The organism is Corallococcus sp. AS-1-12 (genome assembly GCF_020036995.1).
Taxonomy (GTDB): domain Bacteria; phylum Myxococcota; class Myxococcia; order Myxococcales; family Myxococcaceae; genus Corallococcus.
This window is the reverse complement of sequence record NZ_JAIQDD010000005.1, coordinates 513,854-534,765: the sequence shown is the minus strand read 5'-3', so window position 1 is coordinate 534,765 and position 20,912 is coordinate 513,854. Positions and strand designations below refer to the sequence as shown.

20 protein-coding genes are annotated in these 20,912 nt (G+C 70.7%); 13 read left to right on the top strand and 7 right to left on the bottom strand.

All coding sequences use genetic code 11. The annotated features are described in order from the left end of the window. A partial coding sequence (locus K8556_RS11795) for an AHH domain-containing protein (protein WP_223740132.1) occupies nt 1–1,121 on the top strand: 1,121 nt, incomplete at its 5' end. Continuing rightward, entirely contained in the window at nt 1,118–1,768 is a 651-nt protein-coding gene (locus K8556_RS11790; RefSeq protein ID WP_223740131.1) for a hypothetical protein, read from the top strand. The genes K8556_RS11795 and K8556_RS11790, both read left to right, overlap by 4 nt. Nucleotides 1,769–1,868: 100 nt before the next feature. On the opposite strand, the gene K8556_RS11785 is transcribed toward K8556_RS11790, so the two are convergent. Further along, entirely contained in the window at nt 1,869–2,492 is a 624-nt protein-coding gene (locus K8556_RS11785; protein WP_223740130.1) for a glutathione S-transferase family protein, read from the bottom strand. Between the two features lie 123 nt (nt 2,493–2,615). On the opposite strand from K8556_RS11785, the gene K8556_RS11780 reads away from it, so the two are divergent. Further along, a complete protein-coding gene (locus K8556_RS11780) occupies nt 2,616–3,452 on the top strand; it encodes a class I SAM-dependent methyltransferase (protein WP_223740129.1) in 837 nt (278 codons plus the stop codon). Nucleotides 3,453–3,896: 444 nt separating this feature from the next. After that, nucleotides 3,897–5,084 (top strand): cytochrome P450, encoded by a 1,188-nt coding sequence (locus K8556_RS11775; protein ID WP_223740128.1) that lies wholly within the window; start codon nt 3,897–3,899, stop codon nt 5,082–5,084. Nucleotides 5,085–5,092: 8 nt separating this feature from the next. Here the strand turns inward: K8556_RS11775 and K8556_RS11770 are convergent, their stop codons facing one another. From K8556_RS11770 to K8556_RS11750, 5 genes are all read right to left on the bottom strand, one after another. Continuing rightward, complete coding sequence (locus K8556_RS11770) at nt 5,093–5,941, bottom strand: aldose epimerase (protein WP_223740127.1); 849 nt, start codon at nt 5,939–5,941, stop codon at nt 5,093–5,095. Between the two features lie 4 nt (nt 5,942–5,945). Next, entirely contained in the window at nt 5,946–7,601 is a 1,656-nt protein-coding gene (gene pruA, locus K8556_RS11765) for an L-glutamate gamma-semialdehyde dehydrogenase (RefSeq protein WP_223740145.1), read from the bottom strand. Nucleotides 7,602–7,724: 123 nt separating this feature from the next. Beyond that, nucleotides 7,725–8,123 (bottom strand): response regulator, encoded by a 399-nt coding sequence (locus K8556_RS11760; protein ID WP_223740126.1) that lies wholly within the window; start codon nt 8,121–8,123, stop codon nt 7,725–7,727. A 150-nt stretch (nt 8,124–8,273) separates the two neighbouring features. Further along, nucleotides 8,274–8,558 carry a hypothetical protein gene (locus K8556_RS11755; protein ID WP_223740125.1) on the bottom strand — a complete coding sequence of 95 codons (285 nt, stop codon included), beginning with the start codon at nt 8,556–8,558 and terminating at the stop codon, nt 8,274–8,276. 120 nt (nt 8,559–8,678) lie between these two features. Beyond that, entirely contained in the window at nt 8,679–9,344 is a 666-nt protein-coding gene (locus tag K8556_RS11750; RefSeq protein ID WP_223740124.1) for a serine protease, read from the bottom strand. A 352-nt stretch (nt 9,345–9,696) separates the two neighbouring features. On the opposite strand from K8556_RS11750, the gene K8556_RS11745 reads away from it, so the two are divergent. The 7 genes from K8556_RS11745 (at nt 9,697) to K8556_RS11715 (ending at nt 17,492) form a co-directional block, all read left to right on the top strand. After that, a complete protein-coding gene (locus tag K8556_RS11745; protein ID WP_223740123.1) occupies nt 9,697–13,350 on the top strand; it encodes a serine/threonine-protein kinase in 3,654 nt (1,217 codons plus the stop codon). Between the two features lie 27 nt (nt 13,351–13,377). Then, complete coding sequence (locus tag K8556_RS11740; RefSeq protein WP_223740122.1) at nt 13,378–14,055, top strand: 2-hydroxychromene-2-carboxylate isomerase; 678 nt, start codon at nt 13,378–13,380, stop codon at nt 14,053–14,055. Beyond that, the gene (locus K8556_RS11735; protein ID WP_223740121.1) at nt 14,052–14,702 is read left to right on the top strand and encodes a hypothetical protein; all 651 of its coding nucleotides are present in this window, start codon (nt 14,052–14,054) and stop codon (nt 14,700–14,702) included. The genes K8556_RS11740 and K8556_RS11735 overlap by 4 nt, the downstream gene beginning before the upstream one ends. Nucleotides 14,703–14,776: 74 nt before the next feature. Then, nucleotides 14,777–15,973 (top strand): acetyl-CoA C-acetyltransferase, encoded by a 1,197-nt coding sequence (locus tag K8556_RS11730; protein ID WP_223740120.1) that lies wholly within the window; start codon nt 14,777–14,779, stop codon nt 15,971–15,973. Between the two features lie 57 nt (nt 15,974–16,030). Then, nucleotides 16,031–16,246, top strand: a complete 216-nt coding sequence (locus tag K8556_RS11725; RefSeq protein WP_014399195.1) for a hypothetical protein — start codon at nt 16,031–16,033, stop codon at nt 16,244–16,246. A gap of 183 nt (nt 16,247–16,429) precedes the next feature. Next, complete coding sequence (locus K8556_RS11720; protein ID WP_207047995.1) at nt 16,430–16,627, top strand: hypothetical protein; 198 nt, start codon at nt 16,430–16,432, stop codon at nt 16,625–16,627. A gap of 133 nt (nt 16,628–16,760) precedes the next feature. Continuing rightward, a complete protein-coding gene (locus tag K8556_RS11715) occupies nt 16,761–17,492 on the top strand; it encodes a rhomboid family intramembrane serine protease (RefSeq protein ID WP_223740119.1) in 732 nt (243 codons plus the stop codon). On the opposite strand, the gene K8556_RS11710 is transcribed toward K8556_RS11715, so the two are convergent. Then, the gene (locus K8556_RS11710) at nt 17,489–19,129 is read right to left on the bottom strand and encodes a sigma-54-dependent Fis family transcriptional regulator (protein WP_223740118.1); all 1,641 of its coding nucleotides are present in this window, start codon (nt 19,127–19,129) and stop codon (nt 17,489–17,491) included. The genes K8556_RS11715 and K8556_RS11710 overlap by 4 nt on opposite strands. Before the next feature lie 145 nt (nt 19,130–19,274). Between K8556_RS11710 and K8556_RS11705 the strand changes: the two genes are divergently transcribed. Further along, nucleotides 19,275–20,150: a dioxygenase gene (locus K8556_RS11705; RefSeq protein ID WP_223740117.1), complete on the top strand. Its 876-nt coding sequence runs from the start codon at nt 19,275–19,277 to the stop codon at nt 20,148–20,150. Nucleotides 20,151–20,184: 34 nt separating this feature from the next. Further along, nucleotides 20,185–20,811, top strand: coding sequence for a YceI family protein (locus K8556_RS11700; RefSeq protein WP_223740116.1), 627 nt, complete (start codon nt 20,185–20,187; stop codon nt 20,809–20,811). The last annotated feature ends 101 nt before the right edge of the window (nt 20,812–20,912 follow it).

The window sequence follows — 20,912 nt, the reverse complement described above, 5'->3', positions numbered from 1 at the left end:
TCCGGATGCTGGTGAGCATCGCGATGGCCGCGCTGGCATTGATGGGCGCGAAGACCAACGCGGGACGTGGGCTCAAGCTGATGACGTCCGTGCGAATCACTCCGCCTCGCCTCTACATGATGGCGGCGGCGGGTCCTGGCGGTGCCTACGCGGGCGTCCCCGTGTTCCAGCCGGGCTCCATTACCGCCGCTCCGTCTGTCTCGCTGCCCTTCAATCCCTGGGGCTCCGGCACGCCGTTGCTGTCACAAGCTGTCAAGGAAGGCGGGACGTCCAGGCCTGACCCCGAGCCCTCCCTGACCGAGCGCACGCTCAGTGACGCCGAGTTGGAGAAGCTGCTGGAGAAGCTCCCCAACTGGGACAAGCTCAAGGACTTCGTCGGACGCCGCATCCCGCAGGAGGGGACGCTGGAATTCGACGCGTTCAAGCGGGAACTCCAAGCCGCCGGATACCGTCTGGAGAAGTTGAGTTCGGACTCCCAGCCCTATCGACTGCGCCGTCCGGACGGCAAGGCATTGGGCGAAGAGTATGGGGCGCTCACGGTGACCCAGGATGGACTGGTGGTGCTCAAGGTCGGCAAGGGCACGCCCCGCCTGAGCGTCTTCACCCGCTACCGGAAGAACTACCTGGACTGGGTGGAGAAGACCCAGGGCCCGGCGGCGCGGGCGGCAGCGGAGGTCCGGCTCTCCGCCGGTCATCCCATGCACCACCTCATCCCAGACGAGATCGCCCAGACCCACCCGCTGACTCGCACGGCCATGGAGCGGCTCAAGGGCTACACGATTGACAGGGGGTCGAACATCCTCGACATGCCCTCCGGGCTCAACGTGGAAGGCCAGTTCATCCACTCGGGCAGCCATCCCATCTACAGCAGATTCGTGCGTGCTCAGCTTGAGGCCGCCTGGAAGGATCTGTCCAAAAAGGGCTCCTCCAGTTGGACGCCCAAGGTCATCGAGGAGGCCCTCCTCAAGGTCGAGAACGAATTGCGCCGGGCCATCGAATCCGGAAGCCTGAAGGAGCCGGTCATCAAGGTGATCCAGGAGCAGCGCGGCGGTAGGGTGCTCACGGGGAAGAAGCTGGCCTTGCTGGAGCTGTCCTCCCACGGGGAGTCACACACCACATGATGTATGCATTGGCGACGGATGCCTCCCACATTACGGAGGGGGTGGATCTCTACGACGCTCATCTCATCGAGTTCGACGGCTTCGAGTCCGTGACGTTCTTCGAACCTGGCATCGACTATCAGCGCCAGCAGGGAGCGCCTGGGGTCATGGAGTACTACGGCGACCTGGAGCGGATTGCCGGGCTCGATCACCTGTTCACCTCACCCATGGGGTGGTTGCTGCTCTCCCGGCGCATGGTGCGCGTACTCGAGTCAGTGGGCCCGTTTCGCCACCGCCTCATCCCCACGGTCATCTACTCGGAACGCATCAGGCATCTCGTGTACAGCGGATACCCCCAGAGGCGGACCTGGCATTCGGTGACGGACCCCGCGCTGAAGAACGAGGACTTCGTCATCCTCCAGTTGCTGGATCAGACAGACTGCCTCGACCGGGAGCGCACCCTCGTGAAGGGCGTGCCCTTCCATCGCTGCGGAGAAGAATTCCTAGGCGAGGATGCCGCCGAGCCGCTCGTGCTCCGTCCTCCCCTCGGAGGCTTCCCGCCCGTGTTCTTCGTCCCAGAGCTGCTCTACTACTGCTACACCGAGGAGGCGCGGCAGGCGTGTGAGCAGGCGGGGTTGAAGGGCCTGTGGTGGCGCCCCCAACCGTGAGACCGAGACGAAGCGGCTGAAGGAAGCAACGGCGGATGCGCCCGCGGTGATGCTCACGGACGCGGAGGTCCGTCAGGCCGTGGCCTCCGAGCACGAGTAGTCAGCGCACGTGCGCGTTCGCGGAGTAGGGCGGCACCGGGCCCAGGAAGCCGGGCCAGGCCTTCACGCGCTCCAGCCACGCACGCACGGACGGGGAGGGCGTCAGGTCCACGCCCGCCTCCGGCGCCAGGTGCACGTACGCGAAGAGGCAGAGGTCCGCGACGGTGTAGCGCTCCTCCACCAGGAACGCGTGCTGGGCCAGGTGCCGCTCCATCGCGGCCAGCGCGCGCTCACCGCCCTGCACGCGGCTCCGGAGCACGTCGGACTCCGGCGGCTGCCGGCCGGTGAGCAGCCAGAAGCGCGCGGTGCCGAGGTTCGGCTCCACCGCGTTCTGTTCGAAGAACATCCACTGATGCACCTGCGCGCGAGCGAAGCGGTCCTCGGGCAGCAAGCGCGTGCCCTCCGCCAGGAACAACAGGATGGCGTTGGACTCCGCGAGGAACCGCCCCGGCTCCGGCTCCAGCACGGGGATGCGGCCGTCCGGGTTCTTCGCGTGGAAGTCCGCCGTGTGGCTCTCCCCCGCGAAGATGTCCACCGGCACCAGCTCGTACGCGAGCCCGAGCTGCGCGAGCAGCGTGCGGACCTTGTAGCCGTTCGCTGAAGGCAGATGGTCGTAGAGGCGCATGCGGCTGCTCCATGTGGCGAAGGAGGAGCGTGCACCGTAGACCGCTCCGTCATCCGTCCGCGCTCCGGTCCTTGCTCCCGAATCCATCGGGATCCATGGTGAATGCCAAGAAGGAGGCCTGCCATGGCCGAGCGCGACGTTCCGAACCTCACGGGCATCCCGGAGACGATGCTCTTGACGCTGCACAACCGCGCGGCGGAGGCGAAGCGGCCCGACGGCATCCTTCGCGACGCCGACTGCGTGCGCATCTACGACGCCATCCCGTACGACTTCGAGCGCTCGTTCGGGAAGGCGCAGGCGGCTCACGCCATCCGCGCGGTGGAGACGGACCGCGTCCTGCGCCAGTGGCTGGCCACGCACCCGGACGGCTTCATCGTGTCGCTGGGGGATGGGTTGGAGACCCAGGCCCTGCGCCTCGACAATGGCCGGCTGCGTTGGTTGAGCGTGGACCTGCCGGAGGCCATGGCCATCCGCGAGCGCTTCCTTCCCCCCACGGAGCGGCTCCGCCACCTTCCCGCGAGCGCGCTGGACCGCGCGTGGATGGACGCGGTGGACGCCTCCCAGGGCGTGTTCATCGTCGCGCAGGGGCTGTTCATGTACTTCGAGGAGGAGCAGGTCCGCCGCTTGGTCATCGACATCGCCGAGCGCTTCCCGGGCGCGGAGCTGCTCTTCGACACGATTCCCCGGTGGACCTCCCAGATGTCGCTCGCGGGGCAGCACCGCACGCGCGCCTACCGTGTCCCGCCCATGCCGTGGGGCATCAACCTGGATGAGGTGGTGCCCACGCTGAAGGGCTGGCACCCACGCGTGGCGCACGTCTCGAAGGTGCCGTACCGGTTCCCCCGGGGCGCCCAGCGCGCCGTGTTGAACACGTTCAACCGGCTGCCCTGGTTCCGGCACCGGACACCAGGAATCATCCACGTGCGGCTGGCGGAGGCCCCGGTGCCCGTGACGGCCTGACGCCTACTGCGCGGTGGCCTCGTTCCACACCCCGTGACGCGGCCCACCTGGTCGAACGCGCAGTGCTGCGCGCCCGCGATGACCTTGTCGTTCACCGGGAACTGGAGCCCGGTGAGGTACTGCTCCGCCGCCTGGATGTCCTGGAGGAGGGAGTCCTGGTACAGCGAGCGCGGGTTGCTGCCGTTGTACGTGGAGGCGCCGTCGCCGTGCAGGTAGATGGCCAGCCGCATGGGCGCGGGCGCGATGCCCGCCTTCGGCTCGATGTACTTCACCTCCGTCTCGCCCACCTGCGCCACGCAGTACGTCAGCGTGCCCGCGTCCGTAACGGCGGCGAGGGCGAAGCGGGACATGGTGACGGGGACTCGAGGGAGGGGGGAGGCGGCGCCTCTGTTCAGCAGCCAGTATAACGGGTATAGATTTCCAGCCGGGAAAGGAAATTCTTTCATGACTGGACGCGTGAACCTGATGGCGCCGGAAGTCCGGGCCAATCCCTACCCCGTCTACGCGGAGCTGCGCCGCAGCGCGCCGGTGTGTCAGGTGGAACCCGGTGGGCTGTGGGCCATCACCCGCTTCGAGGACGTGGCCGCGGCCTTCAAGAACCCGCAGGTGTTCTCCTCGGCCGGGGTGCGCACGACGACCGCGCCACCGTGGCTGGGGCACAACCCCTTCTCCGAGTCGATGATCGTCATGGACCCGCCGTACCACATGCGGCTGCGCACGCTGGTGAGCCGCGCGTGGACGCCCGCGGCGGTGAACCGGCTGGAGCCGCGCATCCGGAGCTTCGCGCGGATACTCGCGGAGCGGCTGTCCCCGGAGCGCGAGGTGGACTTCGTGGACGCCTTCGCCATGCCGCTGCCCGCCAGCGTGATTGGCGAGCTCTTCGCCTTGGACCCCACCATGACGGCCCGCTACAAGCGCTGGTCGGTGGACCTGTCCAGCGTGTCCGGCACGACGGAGAAGGACACCCACCGGCACGAGTCCATCAAGGCCACCGTGCGCGAGATGGAGGACTACCTGTCCCACGTCGTCGCCGAGCGCCGCCGCCACCCGCAGGACGACATGGTGTCGGACCTGGTGAAGACGCGCGTGGAGGGCGAGGAACTCACCGACGCGGAGCTGATGAGCTTCCTGTTCCTCCTGGTGGTGGCGGGGCTGGAGACCACCGTGCAGCTCGTCAGCCACTGCGTGCGCATGCTGATGGAGCAGCCGCACCTGGTGGCCCGGCTGCGTGAGAACCCGTCACAGGTGGGGCGCTTCGTGGAGGAGGTGCTGCGCTACGAGCCCTCCGTGCACGGCCTGGTGCGCGTCACCACGAAGGAGACGCAGGTCGCGGGCGTGGTGATTCCGGAGGGCGCGCGCGTGGCGCTGATGATCGGCTCCGCGTGCCGCGACGGCGAGCGCTTCAAGGACCCGGACACCTTCGACATGGACCGCGAGGGCGTGAACAACATGCCCTTCGGCCACGGCATCCACTTCTGCCTGGGCGCCCCGCTGGCCCGGCTGGAGGCGCGCGTGGGCCTGGAGGTGCTGCTCTCCCGCTTCACGCGCTTCACGCCCACGGGCCCGGTGAAGTGGAACACCTCCCTCACCGTGCGCGGCCCGCTGAGCCTGCCCCTCGTCCCGCACGCCTGAGGCGCGCGCTACGCCTCGATGTCGAACGCGAGCGACACGCGCTCGCCCGGGGCCACGTGCAGCAGGCCCTCGCCGGTGGCCAGCGCCCCGGCGGCGGCCGTCCACGGCTCCACGCAGACGAAGTCCTTGCCCTGCAGCGTCCACACGACGAGCAGGCGGAACTCCTGGCTCCAGGACAGCTTCACGGGGGACAGGCCCGGCCCGCGCTCCAGCACCGTGCCCGGCGCGGAGTGGTCGCGCAGGTGCATGTCCACCTCCTGCGCCGTGAGGTCCAGGCCGGTGAAGGGCACCTCGTGCTTCGCGCGGTTGTCCCACGCGTGCGTGGCGTCCGTCTCCACGCGGGCCTTCGCCTTGTTGCCCTGAGGCACGCGGAAGTACGGGTGGTAGCCCAGGTGCAGCGGCAGGGGCCGCGTGTCCCGGTTCTCCACGTCGAAGTCCACCGTGAGCCTGCGGCCCGCCAGCGAGAACGCCAACTGCGCGTCGAAGGCCCACGGGTACTGGCGCAGCGTCTCCTCCGACGACGTCAGCCCCAGCACCAGCAGCGACCCCTCCGCCTGGCGCACCGTCCACGGCAGCTTCCGGGCGAAGCCGTGCTGCGGCAGCGTGTACGCCTTGCGGTCCGCCGGATACGTGTCCCCGGGCAGGGGGCCGGCGATGGGGAAGAGCACGGGGATGCCCCCGCGCACGTTCTTCGTGAGGTCGGCGACGGTGCTCTCGTCCAGATAGAGCACGTCCTCGCCGTCCACCACCATGCGCGTGACGAGCGCGCCGCGCGTGGGAATCACCTCCACGCGGCAGCCGCCGTCCTCCAGCGCATAGGTCTCCAGCCCCGCGATGCCCGGGAACGGTCCGCTCATGGGACTAGATGGCCCCTTCCTTCGGGTCGCTGTCCATGAACGGGTAGGGGACCTTCACCGGCGGCGCGAAGTTCTCCTTGATGGTGCGCGGGCTGGACCAGCGGAACAGGTTGATCATCGACCCGGACTTGTCGTTGGTGCCCGACGCCCGGCTGCCGCCGAACGGCTGCTGGCCCACCACCGCGCCCGTGGGCTTGTCGTTGATGTAGAAGTTGCCCGCCGCGTTGCGCAGGCCGCTCATCATCTGCTCGATGGCCTTGCGGTCGCGCGCGAAGATGGCGCCCGTCAGCGCGTACGCCGCGGACTGGTCGCACTCCTTCAGCGTCTCCTCGAACTTCGCGTCCGGGTAGACGTACACGCCCACCAGCGGCGCGAAGATCTCCTCCGTCATGATGCGGTGGCGCGGGTTCGTGCACTGCACCAGCGTGGGCTGCACGAAGTACCCCTCGCTCTTGTCCGTGCCGCCGCCCGCGACGATGGTCGCGTCGCCGCCGGACTTCGCCAGCTCGATGTACGAGGACACCTTCTTGAACGAGCGCTCGTCGATGACGGCGCCCATGAAGTTGCGGAAGTCCGCCACGTCGCCCATCTTGATTTCACCGATGAGCGCCTGGAGGCGCGGCTTCAGCTTGGGCCACAGGGACTCCGGCACGTAGACGCGGCTGGCCGCGCTGCACTTCTGGCCCTGGTACTCGTAGCCGCCGCGCACGATGGCGACCGCGAGCGCCTCCAGGTCGTCCGCCGCGGACGGGTGCGCGAAGATGAAGTCCTTGCCGCCCGTCTCACCCACCAGCCGCGGGTACTGCTTGTAGCGGCCGATGTTCTCTCCCACCGTCTTCCACAGGTGATTGAACGTGGGCGTGGAGCCGGTGAAGTGGATGCCGCCCAGGTGGGGGCTCGCCAGCACCGGGTTGCCCACCGTGGGGCCGTCGCCGGGCAGCATGTTGATGACGCCGTCGGGCAGGCCCGCCTCGCGCAAGAGCTCCAGGCCGTACCACGCGCTCAGGGCCTGCGTGGAGGAGGGCTTCCACAGAACCACGTTGCCCATCAGCGCGGGCGACACGCAGAGGTTCAGCGCGATGGAGGTGAAGTTGAACGGCGCGATGGCGAAGACGAACCCGTCCAGCGGCCGGTAGTCCGTCATGTTCCACGTCTGCGGCGAGTTCTCCGGCTGGAGGGAGAGGATCTGCTGCGCGAAGTGGACGTTGTAGCGCAGGAAGTCGATGAGCTCGCACGCCGCGTCGATCTCCGCCTGGTGCGCCGTCTTCGACTGGCCCAGCATGGAGGACGCGTTGAGCAGCGGGCGGTAGCGCGTGGTGAGCAGCTCCGCGGCGCGCAGGAAGATGGCCGCGCGCGCGTGGAACGGCATCCGCGCCCAGTCCTCCTTCACGCTCATGGCGTTCTGGATGGCCTGCTCCACGTGGCCCGCGTCGGCCTCGTGCAGGGTGGCCAGCACGTGCTGGTGGCGGTGCGGCATGCGCACGGTGTCCGTCTTGCCGGACTTCACGTGCTTGCCCCCGATGACGACGGGGATGTCGATGCGCTCCCCGCTCATCCGCTTGAGGGTGGACTGGAGCTCCGCGCGCTCCGGGGTGCCGGGGGCGTAGGAGAGGACGGGCTCGTTCTTGGGAGCCGGGACGCGGGGGAAGGCGTTGAGCACGCGAGGACCTCGGGACGAGAGGAGGGAAAGTTCGGGCAAGGTATAGCCCTCCCCGTGTCCCAGGTCAGTGACAGAAGCGCGGGGCGTCCTCGCCGAGACACCAGGCCCCGGCATCCGTCCGGTTCAGCCCTCGCCCGCGGCCTTGGCGGTGGCGCCCCTCGCGCGCTGCAGCACGGCGTGCAACTGCGCGATGAGGTACGGCGGCTTCACCGGCTTGACCAGGTACGCGTCCGGCTGGGGCTGCCCGGGCTCCAGGTCCGTGCGCGGCGGGTAGCCGCTGACGAACATCACCGGCAGGTTCGCCAGGGAGGGCTCCGCGCGCACGCGGCGGCACAGCTCATAGCCGTCGATGCCCTCCATGTTCACGTCCGACAGGAGCACGTCCGGCGGCTGCGCCAGCGCGTGCGCGAGCCCCGTCTCTCCATCCGAGGCCACCGTGCAGTCGAACTCACCCGACAGGAGCAGCCTCAGCGTCTCGCGCATGGTCCAGGAGTTCTCCACGATGAGGACCTTGGGCTTCACGGTGCATCGACTCCCGGGGAGGCAACGACGGACGGCAAGGGGGAAACCGCGCGCACAGCATCCCCCCGCCGTGCGCACCGGGCAAGAGGTCCCCCCTCACCCGTGAGAATTCGTGAAAGCCTCCACCTCACGGGTTTGCCGCCAACGCCCTCAACCCTCGGGTGGCGGATTCACGAGCCCGCGCCGGGAAACCTCGGAGTCCGGCTCCTCGTCGCCCCGCGCCTCGCGCTCGGGGACCTCTTCGTCCTGCCACTCCGCGCCGCGCTCCACCTCCGCCTCCCAGCGCGTCTCCCGCAGCGGGCCCGGGTTCTCGTCCTCGCGGGCCGCGGCCCGGGAGCGCTCGCGGGCCAGCTCGGCGGCGCCGCGGTCCAGCGCGTCCTCCATCCGCCCCCGGTTGCGCGGCTGGAAGTTCTTGGAGTCCTTGTCCGAAGCCATGGTGTCACCTCCGACGGGAAGGTGGGATGCGCCGGGACGGCCGGGCAATGACGGCGCGTGCGCCCGCCGCCCGCCTGGCCACCCAGGTGCGGGAAGGGCGATGTGCGCCGTCCCACCGCGTCAGCGCGGCGCGGAGGCCGGGCGCCGGGCCAGCGGCTGCGCGTCCTGCCGCGACAGGCGTTGGAGCTCCGGCGCCACGTCCCCGGTGGGCGCGGCGATGCTGCACCGCGCGCCGCCGTGCACCAGCCCCACCACGCGCAGGTGCTCGTCCACCAGCGGCGCGCCGGAGTCCCCCGGCACGCCGTGCATCGTGGTGAAGAGCGCGTTGGGCACGTCCGGCAGCGACGGGCAGCGGCCCCAGCGCTCCACCCTCACCCGCTGCGGTTCGCCGGGCCGGTCATGGCGGCCGGTGAAGACGAGCATCGCGCCGGGGATGGGCAGCCCTTCGGCCACCTCCAGCGGCGCCACCGGCGCCTTCGCCTCCAGCTCCAGCACCGCCATGTCCCGGCCGCGATCCACGAACACGTAGCGGCCCCTCAGGCGCCGGCCGTCCTCGAAGTTCGTCCGCTCCTCGCCCGCCTCCGGCGCGACGCAGTGGGCCGCGGTGAGCACGTGCCGGCCCTGGCCCACCACCACGCCCGCGCAGTGACCGTCGCCCAGCGTCACCGTGGCGGCCTGGGCCTTCCCCAACCCTTGCGCTTCGCCCGGACCGGACTGGCCGCAGGCCATCCAGGCGGTCACGGCCGCGAGTGCCACCGTGGCGCCGCCCCACTTCCATGCACGCATGCCGCTTCCCCCTCCTCCCCCGGGCGACGGGCCTGGGGGTGCGTGGCAACGGTGTGCACGCACGCGGGTGCGTCGTGGGAGCGGGGGTGGAAGCGGCTCCCCAGCAGGCGTCCGGGCGCGTCCGCGGGGCTGCTTCCAGCAAGGCGGTGAAACAGGCAATGGGGGCAGAGCGTGCACCTGCTCGGATGTCCCGGAGGCGGTGTCACTGAAACGTGCTATTCCTCGCTACGTCTGGATTCTGGAATCCAGATCCTGGCCCCGGAAACGGCCAGCCCCTGGGCTCGTGAGCGACGACGAGAAGACAACGGTCTTGGATGAACGCACCCGCCCTCCGAGCACCTGGGGGGAGCGGATGCGTACGCCCATCACGTTGCCGGGCTCGGGCATCGGGGAGCGGCGCTCGCTGATTCCGGGCGTCGTCGTCACCGGGCGCTACCGCGTGGAGTCGCTGCTGGGCGAAGGCGGCATGGGCCGCATCTGGCTGGCGGACGACCTGCAGGAGCGCCGCCGCGTGGCGCTCAAGGAGATGCACGTCCCCGCGGAGCTGTCCGCGGCGAAGGTGGAGGAGCTGGTGCTGCTGTTCCGGCACGAGTTCTTCGCCATGAAGAAGCTCCAGCACCCGTCCACGCTCAAGGTCTTCGACTGGGGCATGACGGAGGCGGGCAACCGCTTCATCACCATGGAGGTGGTGGGCGGCAAGGACCTGAGCACGCTGGTGCGGGACGCGCCCCTGGACACGCGCACGCTGTATCGCGTGTTGATCCAGATGGCGCAGGTGCTGGCGTTCATCCACTCGCGCCTGTACGTGCACTGCGACATCAAGGCCAGCAACGTGCGCATCACCGAGTCCGGCGCGGTGAAGCTGATGGACTTCGGCGTGATGCACCAGTTGGGCACGCCCAGCCCCGGCAAGCTCAAGGGCACGCTGGAGTACCTGGCGCCGGAGTGGCAGCGCGGCGCGAGCATCGACGGGAGGGCGGACCTGTACTCGCTGGGCGTGATGGCCTGGTACCTGGCCACCCGCAAGCTGCCCTTCAAGCGCAACAGCCCCGCGGTGCTGCTGGCGGATCACCTGACGCGCCCGCCGCCGCGCCCCTCCACGCTGTGCCCGGTGGATCCGCAGTTGGAGGAGATCATCCTCCTGCTGATGGCGAAGGACCCGCGCGAGCGCTTCCAGGACGCGGGCGAGCTGCTGGAGGCGCTCTGCCACGCCAGCGGCGAGCCCGTCCCCGAGGAGCCGCTGTCCGCGCGCGCCAGCTACCTGCACGTGCCGGAGGTGGTGGGGCGCGAGGCGGAGCTGGAAGGGCTGATGAACGGCCTGGCGGAGGCGGACTGGGGCCAGTCGCGCGCGATGCTGGTGGGCGGCCCCGCGGGCGTGGGCAAGACGCGGCTGCTCCAGGAGTTCGAGCTCCAGGCGAAGCTGGCGGAGCTGCCCTTCGGCCGGGGCCAGTGCCGCGCGGAGGGGCTGTCCCCGCTGGCGCCGGTGGCGCAGGCCCTGCGCTGCCTGGTGCCGCACACGCCCGCGGACCTGATGGAGCGCGTGAAGGCCCCGCTCGCGCGCCTGCTGTCGCCGGAGGTGCTGGAGGGCGACCCTGACGAGCAACTGCCGCGCGACGGCTCCGAGGAGAAGGCCGCCTTCTTCGAGGCGCTGACGGAGTGGACGCGCACGCTCGGCGGGCGGCAGTCCTTCGTGCTGTGCTTCGAGGACCTGCAGTGGGCGGACAGCGCGTCGCTGGAGGCGCTCAACGGCGTCATCCGCGCGCTGCACGGCACGCGCGGCATGGTGGTGGGCACGTTCCGCTCGCAGGAGCTGTCGCGCCTGAGCCTCGCGTTCCAGACGGTGGACGAGAAGCTCACGTCCCGCATGGACCTGGAGCCGCTGTCCGCCGAGCACGTGGCCAAGCTGGTGGAGCTGGTGCTGCCGGGGCTGGACGTGCCGGGGGGCTTCGTCCAGCGGCTGCACGAGACGACGGGCGGCAACGCCTTCTTCGCCACGGAGTGCCTGCGCATGCTGGTGGAGGCGGGCGCGCTCAAGCGCGTGGGCGGACGGTGGGAGGCGGAGGACGGGCTGGGCACGCGCCCGCTCCCCGCGAGCATCCAGGAGGCGGTGCTGATGCGCCTGGCCAACGCGCCGCCGGAGCAGGTGGCGCTCCTGCGCAAGCTGGCGCCCGCGGGCCGGATGCTGGACCTGCCGCTGTTGCGCGCGCTGTCCGGCCTGCCGGAGGCGGAGCTGTTCGCCGTGCTGGACGGCATCGTGGAGCGGCAGTTCCTCCAGGACGTCGAGGGCCGCTACGTCTTCACGCACGACACCGTGCACCAGGCCGTCTACGACAGCACGCCGGAAGAGGAGCGCCGGGCGCACCACGGCCAGGTGGCGCGGGCGCTCCAGGCGCTGCCCTCGGAGCGCCAGGGCGTGGTGCGCGCGGTGGGCTGGCACTTCGCGCGCTCGGACGCGCCCGCGGAGGCCATCCAGCCGCTCCTGCAGGCGGGCCAGGCCGCCATCGAGGCGGAGGCGCTGCTGGAGGCCACGCTGCTCTTGAAGGAAGCGGCGGGGCTGCTGGAGTCCGCGCCGGACTTCCCGGGCCGCTCGGAGCAGCTCCTGCGCACGTGGGTGTCGCTGGTGGAGGTGGGCTACTCCAGCGACCCGCCGACGTCGGTGGCGTACGCGGAGCGGCTCTTCGCGCACTGGGCGGCCACGGTGGACGTGGAGGCCGGACGGCGCGAGGCGCTCTCCCGGCTCCAGTCCGCGCGCGCGGCCACGCCCGCGGAGCGCGAGGAGCTGCTCATCCCGCTCTTCCGCGAGGTGTCGGCGGACGGGCGGATGGCGCCGGTGGACGTCTTCTGGAAGCGCTCGGAGCTGCAGATCCTCCAGGGCATGGCGCTGGCCATCCTGGGGCGCACGGAGGAGCTGGAGGCGCTCATCGCGCGCGTGGCCGCCGAGCACCCGGAGGACTCGCCGTACCGGGCGGGGCTGTCCGTGGCGCGCTCGACGCTGTGCGCGTACACCGGCCACTGGGCGGGCGGGGTGACCGAGCAGCGCAAGCAGGTGCAGCGGCTGCGCGAGTTCCGCGACGCGGTGGGGCGTCCGCCCCGGCGGCTGGCGTGGGCGCTGGGCATGGGCGGCTACCTGCTCAACGTGAACCTGGCCCTGCGCGGCGAGCCGCTGGACGAGGAGCTGCTGAGGGACGGGCTGCACCTGGCGGAGGGCCAGGGCTTCACCGACGTGCGCGCCTACCACCTCTTCGCGCAGGTGGCGCGCGCGGCCTTCACCGGCGACGGCGCCGCGTTCGCGTCCGCGCTCGCGCAGAAGACGGAGCTGGTGCGGCGGCTGGGCAGCCCCCGGCTGATGGAGCGCAACCTGGCCCTCTTCACGCCGCCGTACTACCTGGAGCGCGGCGAGCACGAGCTCGTCGCCGCGGTGGTGTCGCGCGGCGAGGCGCTCTCGCGCGTGCTGCCCGAGGACCGCTGGCTGCGCGCGCACGTGCTGGTGTACCAGGCGTGCCGCGACGTGCTCTTCGAGGACGCGGCCGCCGCGCGCGAGTCGCTGCCCCGCGCCCTGGAGGCCGCGCGGATGGGCGGCCTGCGCATGGAGACGCTCGTGCACGTGTACCAGTCGCGCTTCGAGCGGGACCAGGGCCGGCTGGCCGCCGCGCTCGTCGCCGCCGAGGCCGCGCTGGCGCGCGCGCTGGACCCCCGCTTCGCCAACCCCTGGGACGAGATCCTGGCCCGCCGCGCCCTGGCGCCGCTGGTGTCGCGGGCGGAGGGGGACGCGCACCTGCGCCACGCGCGCCTGCTGGCGGAGGCCACGGGCAACGTGCTCCAGATGGGCCTCGTGTACATGCAGCACGCGGAGCGGCACGGCACGCCGGGGGAGGCGATGCGGGAGCTGGAGATCGCCGAGCGGGCCTTCGCCACCGCCCGGGCCACGCACCTGCAGCAGTTGGCCCAGTCGCTGCGCGGCCCGCTGTCGCGCCAGCTCGAGGGGGACGTGAAGCAGAGCGCCTGACGGCCGGGTCGTGCTTAGGATGGGCCCATGGCCTCGTCCCCCCTGCGCTTCTGCCTGGACTACCTGTCCCCGTACGCCTACCTCGCCTGGCTCCGCATGCCCGCCATCGCGGAGCGCCACGGCCGGGTGCTGGAGCCCGTGCCGGTGCTGCTCGCGGGGCTGCTCAACGCCGTGGGCTCCATTGGCCCGGCGGAGATCCCCGCCAAGCGCGTCTACGTCTTCAAGCAGACGTTCCGCATCGCGCACGAGCAGGGCGCGCCCTTCACCCTGCCGCCCTCGCACCCATTCAACCCGCTCTTGTCCCTGCGCGTGACGGCGGCGGTGGACGACGTGGCGGAGCGGGTGCGGCTCACCACCGCGCTCTACTCGGCCGCGTGGGGCCAGGGCCGGGGCATCGAGACGCCGGAGCAGGTGGGCGCGGTGCTGACGGACGCGGGCTTCGACGCGCGGGCGCTGCTCGAGCGGGCCCAACTGCCGGAGGTGAAGGACCGCGTGCGCAAGAACACGGAAGGCGCGCTCGCCCAGGGCGCCTTCGGCGTGCCGTCCGTGCTGGTGGACGACGAGATGTTCTGGGGCGTGGACTCGCTGGGCCACCTGGAGCGCTTCCTGGAGGGCCGCGACCCGCTCACCCCCGCGGACCTGGCGCGCTGGAGGGACCTGCCCGCCACGGCCGCCCGGCGCCAGGACGGAAAGCCCCGCCCGTGAACGTGCTCGGGCAACTGGGGGTCGCCGTCGCCGGGCTGGTGCTGGCCGGCGTGCTCCTGTTCCTCAACTTCTGGCGCGCGCTGCTCTACCTCTTCCCCCACACCGTCCGGGTGGAGCCGGAGGCCCCCGCGGACCAGATGGACCTGCCGGACTCCCTGGCCTCCCTGGCGCTCCAGCTCCAGGCGCTGGGCTTCACGCCCGTGGGCAGCCACGAGGAGAAGCCGCTCCTCCAGAAGGCCACCCGCTCCTACGACTGGGCCCACCCGGGCGAGCGCGTCTTCGCCACCCTCCACGAGGGGGGCGACGGGCTGCCCCGGCTCTACCTGCTCACCCCCCTGGCCTCCGGGGGCTTCGTGGTGACGGCCAGCTACCGGCGCCCCGCGCTGGACGTGCCCGGCTACCGCTCCGGGTCGCTGGAGGACGCCGCACCGGAGCGCCTGTTGCGCGCGCATGTGCGACGACTCGAGGGGTTGGACCCGGCGGGGCCGGAGGGCTTCACCTGGGAGGGGCGGGTCCAGGCGGCCAGGGCCTGGTACCAGGGGCTGGGGCGCAAGGAAATCCGCCGCCAGAACCTCCAGGGGCTGTTGTGGACGGCCATCGCGCTTGCCATCGTCGCCAGCGCCTTCCTGGGACGGCGCGCGGGCTGACGGCCCCCCGGACGCTTTTCGGCGTCACGTCGTGCGTGCACCGCGCGCCCCGGAAGAGTAGGGAGACGAGCACCATGAAGAGCGTGTCCAAGAACGAGGAAATCTACTTCCTGTCCGGCAAGCGCACCCCGTTTGGTACCTACGGAGGCAGCCTCAAGGACCTGAGCGCCACCGACCTGGCCGTGGAGTCCGCGAAGGCGGCCCTGGCCCAGGCGGGCGTCTCCCCGGAGCTCATCGAGCACGTGGTCTACGGCAACGTCGTCCAGACGAGCTCGGACGCCATCTACCTGCCGCGCCACGTGGGCCTGCGCACGGGCGTGCCGGTGCCGGTGCCCGCGCTGGGCGTCAACCGGCTGTGCGGCTCCGGCTTTCAGGCCTTCGTCACGGCCGCGGAGATGATGCTGACGGGCGGCGCGGAGGCGGTGCTGGCGGGCGGCACGGAGTCCATGAGCCAGGCGCCCCACGTCATCCGCGGCGCGCGCTGGGGCCTGCCGCTGGGCAAGGGCGGGCTGGAGGACATGCTCTGGACGGCCCTCACGGACAGCTACACGGGCAACGCCATGGCGCTCACCGCCGAGCAGCTCGCGGTGGACTACAACATCAGCCAGGACGACGTGGACCAGTACGCCGTCCTCACCCAGAAGCGCTTCGCCGCGGCGCAGGAGGCGGGCCGGCTGGCGGAGGAAATCGCGCCGGTGACGCTCAAGGGCAAGAAGGGCGACACGGTGGTCTCCAAGGACGAGCACAACCGCCCGGAGACCACGGTGGAGGGGCTGCGCAAGCTGCCCAAGGTGTTCAAGAAGGACGGCGTGGTGCACGCGGGCGCGGCCAGCGGCATCTGCGACGGCGCGGGCTCCATGGTCATGGCCACGCGCTCCTTCGTGGAGAAGCACGGCCTCAAGCCCGTGGCGCGGCTCGTCAACTGGGGCATCGCCGGGTGCGACCCGCGCATCATGGGCATTGGCCCCGCGCCGGCCATCCGCAACCTGCTGAAGCGCGCGGACGCGAAGCTGACGGACGTGGACCTCTTCGAGGTCAACGAGGCCTTCGCGCCCCAGTACCTGGCCGTGGAGAAGGACCTGGGCCTGCCACGCGACGCCACCAACGTCAACGGCGGCGCCATCGCCGTGGGCCACCCGCTGGGGGCCTCCGGGGCCCGCATCACCATGACGCTGGCGTACGAGCTGAAGCGCCGGGGCGCCCGCTATGGTATCGGGTCCGCCTGCATCGGTGGCGGCCAGGGCATCGCCGTGCTGGTCGAGGCGCTCTAGGCGCGCAGGGTGGCGACGGGGTACGGGGCAGACGACTTCCGGACGGGACGTGGTGAGATGAGCAACGAGGTGGACGCGAAGACGGCCCGCGAGCGGGCCAAGGCCATCGCCGAGCAGCGCCGTGCCGAGCGCCGCAACCGCAAGCGCCGCTGTGTGGTGTGCGGCGTGGAGGAGAGCGACAAGACGCCCCTGACGGCCCACCCGGAGGGCATCGGTCCCGCCTGCAAGGACGAAGTGACCTGTCAGGCCCGGCGCGCCGCCGCCGGACGCTGAAGGGCCGGGCGCCCACGCCCCCCGCCGCACTGTCGGCGGGTGGACGGTGGGCGGGCCCCCGCTCGCTGGCGGACGCCCCGAGGGGTGGGAGGCGGCTCCCGGGCCGGATTGTCGGGCCCGTTTCTTGATGGCGCCCCCGACTCGGGGTAAACATTTGTAATCTCTGGTGACACGAGGGTTGGAATGGGCGTTATCAGCTTCACGGGCGTCAAGGTGTTCTCCACCACGCTCGCGCGCGATCGCGAGAACATGGGCGAGAACATCACCAAGTGGCTGAAGGAGAACTCCTCCGTGGAGGTCGTGGACAAGATCGTCACGCAGTCCTCGGACAAGGAGTTTCACTGTCTGACCATCACGCTCTTCTACCGCCACAAGGCCTGAAGCCTCCGGCAGGGCGACAGAAGGCGTGGGATGCGAGGGCGCTTCTCCCTGGTGACACCAGGGCGGGGCGCCCTTCATCGTTTCTGGATTTGGGGTTGCGGACCGGGCGCTGTTCCACCACCTTTGGGCCTCTATGCGACCCATGCGGGGCTACAATCGAGGCGGCGGCGGTTTCGGCGACATGTTCCCGAGCCTGGAGTCGATGGCCGCCAAGCTTGCCATCGCGTTCGTGGGCATCTCCGCCCTGTTCCTGGCGACCTCACGAGGGCAGGGGGCGCTGCTGCTGCTCAACCCGGCGGACGTGATTCTGCGCTTCCGCCTGTGGGAGCTGGTCACCTACGCGTTCGTGGCCACCGGCCCGCTGGGCATCCTCTTCGGCGGCCTCATCATCTGGTCCATTGGCGGCTTCCTGGAGTCCACCTGGGGCGGCAAGCGGCTCTTGCTGGTGGCGGTGGGCATCCCGGTGGTGGCGGGCCTCATCACCACGGCGCTGGCCCTGGTGATGCCCATGAGCGTCTACGCGGGCGGCTCCGTGATGACGGCGGTGATGTGGGTGGCCTACGGCCTGGTCATCGGCAAGGGGCAGACGAACTTCTGGGGCATCCCGCTGACGGGCAACTGGTTCGCGGCCATTGGCGCGGGCTTCACCGTGCTGAACATGCTGACCGCGGGCTCCTGGCGCGCGGTGGCGCCGGAGATTTTTGGCCTGGTGCTGGTGTTCGTCTACGTGCGCGGCGCGAGCCCCAAGCGGCTGATGCTCCAGTTGCAGCACTGGCGCCTGCAGCGGCAGTTGCGCGACCGCTCCAAGCACCTGCGCGTGGTGGACCGCAACCGCCCGCCGGACCGCGACCAATACCTCAACTAGTGCGCGGCCTCCGGGTGGCCGTACTGCTTGAGCTTCCGGTAGAGCGTGGCCACGCCGATGTCCAACTGCTCCGCGGTGCGTGAGCGGTTGCCGCCGTTCTGCGCCAGCACCGCGAGGATGTACTCCTTCTCCATGTCCTCCAGCCGGCGCGGGTTGCCGGTGGGGACCAGGCTGGGCGGCGCGGCGCGCACCTCCTCCGGCAAATCATCGCGCTCCACGCGCGGCCCCTCGCACAGCACCACCGCGCGCTCGACGGCGTTGCCCAGCTCGCGCACGTTGCCCGGCCAGGGGTAGCGCAGCAGTTGATCCGCCGCGTCCGGGGACAGGCCGCTCACGCGGCGGCCCAGCCGCTCTCCGGCCTCCGCCAGCAGCAGCCGCGCCAGGGGGAGGATGTCCTCGCGGCGCTCGCGCAGGGGCGGGATGCGCAGCTCGATGACGCGCAGCCGGTAGAAGAGGTCCTGGCGGAAGCGGCCCAGGCGGACCTCCTCGGACAGCTCGCGGTTGGTGGCGGCCACCACGCGCACGTCCACCTTGCGGCTGGTGTTCTCCCCCACGCGGCGCACCTCGCGCTCCTGGAGGGCGCGCAAGAGCTTGGCCTGCATGGCGGGGGGCACCTCGCCCACCTCGTCCAGGAAGAGGGTGCCGCCGTGCGCCGCCTCGAAGAGGCCGGGCCGGTCGTGCGTGGCGCCGGTGAAGGCGCCCTTGGCGTGGCCGAACAGCTCGCTCTCCAACAGGCTCTCCGTCACGGCGGCGCAGTTCACGGCGATGAAGGCCTTGTGCGCGCGGCCGGACTCGTCGTGGATGAGCCGGGCGATCCGCTCCTTGCCCACGCCGCTCTCGCCGGTGACGAGCACCGTGGTGTCCACCTTGGCGGACCGGCGCGCCAGGTTGAGCACGCGCTGCATGGACTCGGAGCGGGCCACCATGCCCGTGGGGTCCTCCGTCACGCCGGACACGCGCGCCAGCGACTGGCGCTTCGCGCGCAGCTTGCGCTCCGCCTGCCGCAGCGCCTCCGTCACCTGGCCGAGCACGCCCTCCATGCACTGCGTTTCATAGAAGCGCAGGAACTCCGTGCACTCGGTGCTCCACTCCGCCTGCGGGCGGCCCACGATGTGGCAGAAGGCGTCGCCCTTGCCCACGCACTTGAGCTCCGCGCAGTAGATGGGCTTGCCGTTGCAGTAGCTCAGGTATCCGGACGCGAAGCCGGTGAGGCTCCAGCACACGGGCTCCTCCGCCTGGCCCAGGTGGAGCAGGTGCTGCTCGGCCTCATAGGAGTCGCTCCACTGCGCCTCCGCGAAGGGCTCCGGGCCATCCTTGTCCGTGCGCTCGATGCGCTCCACGCGCACCTGGCCCATCAGCGTGTGCAGCCGGCCGCCCGAGCGGCGCCACTCCGCTTCATCCGTCCACGGCACCGCGGTCTTCATCGCCTCCGCGGTGCGCCAGCCGTGCGCGTAGCCCAGCCGCGTGAAGATGCCGCGCGCGGCCGTCATCCCCAGCATCCCGATGAGCTCCTTGCGCAAAAGCCCCAGCGCCACCGGGTCCATCAACAGCGCCCGCTGCCCGGCGAAGCGGATGACGCCGCCCTTCGGCTCGAGCGCCAGGAGTTCCTTCAAGTCCAAACCTTCCAGACCCGCCACGGCGTCCCTCCCAGGTGTTTCAGTCTGAGGTGCTTCTCTATCAATCTGAGAGTTATTTCACAGTGCTGGAATGGGATACCGAGCAATTCCATGTGGTTACCGTGTCGGGTGCGTTGGTCCTGGGGTTGCATTACAAGCCGCTACGATGCCGACCGGGGTGGACAGACGCGAGGTGCTGCAGGGCGTGGCGGCCGCCGGGGTGGCGGGGGTGATGGGGCCCGGGCGTTCGGTCGCCCAGCAGGTGGCTCCGGCGCTGTTCGTTTCGCACGGCTCGCCCATGACGGCGCTGGACGCGGACGCGTATCCCCAGGCGCTCCAGCGCTTCGGTGAGGGCGCGGGCGCGCTGAAGGCGCTGGTGGTGGTGTCGGCGCACTGGGAGACGGACGCGCGCGTGCACGTCACGGCGATGGCGGCGCCGCCGCTCGTCTACGACTTCTACGGCTTCCCTGAAGAGATGTACCGGCTGCGGTACGCGCCGCCGGGCGCTCCTGCGCTGGCGCAGGACGTGGTGGCGCGGCTGTCCTCGGCGGGCGTGCCCGCGGTGGGGGACGGCGAGCGTGGCCTGGACCACGGCGTCTGGGTGCCCTTGCGGCACGCGTTCCCGGAGGCGCGCGTGCCCGTGTTGCAGGTGGCGCTGCCGGCGGACGCGACGCCCGCGCAGGTGGCGCGCATGGGCGAGGCGCTGCGTCCTCTGCGCTCGGAGGGCGTGCTGCTCATGGGCAGCGGCGGGGTGGTGCACAACCTTCGCCGGGTGAATTTCCGGAACAAGCTTGCGTCCCCCGAGCCATGGGCCGCCGAGTTCGACGCGTGGGTCGCCGGAAAACTTGCCGCACGAGACTTCCTCGGGCTTCAGTCGTGGATGGACGCACCGAATGCGCGGGTCGCGCATCCATCCGCCGAGCATTGGTTGCCGATTTATTTCGTCCTCGGAGCCGCCCTCCCCGAGGACCGCATCACCCCCGTGTTCGAGGGCTTCCATCACGGGACCTTGTCCATGCGCAGCTTCGCGCTGCGCGCCTGAACCTCGCAGTCCGCAAACTCAAGGAGTCCACACCATGAAGATGTCTCTCAAGTCCGCCATCACGCTGCTCGCCGTCGCCGCCCCGTCGTTTGCCTTCGCGTCCGCGTGGGAGATCGACTCGTCGCACTCCAGCGCGCAGTTCGCCGTGAAGCACATGATGGTGTCCAACGTGCGCGGCACGTTCAGCAACGTGAAGGGCAACGTCAACCTGGATGACAAGGACATCACCAAGTCCACCATCGAGGCGACGCTCGACGCGACGACCATCAACACCAACGAGCCCAAGCGCGACGAGCACCTGAAGAGCCCGGACTTCTTCGACGTGGCGAAGTTCCCGACCATCACCTTCAAGTCCACGAAGGTGGCGAAGGCCGGCAAGGACAAGCTGAACGTCACGGGCGACCTGACGATGCACGGCGTGACCAAGCCGGTGACGCTGGCCGTGGAAGGCCCGACGCCGGAGACGAAGGACGCGTGGGGCAACGTGCGCCGCGGCGCCGTGGCGACCACGAAGATCAAGCGCAGCGACTTCGGCCTGACCTGGAACAAGGCGCTGGAGGCCGGCGGCGTGGCGGTGGGTGACGAGGTGACCATCACCCTGGACCTGGAGACCACGAAGAAGCCGGACGCGGCGGCTCCGCAGGCCACGGACAAGAAGTAGTCCTCGTCTCAGCCTTGAAATGAAGAGAGGGGCCTCGGGTGACCGGGGCCCCTCTTTTTCGTGCGGGGTGGGGGCGGGCGGTGCCGCCCCCGGAGCGTGAC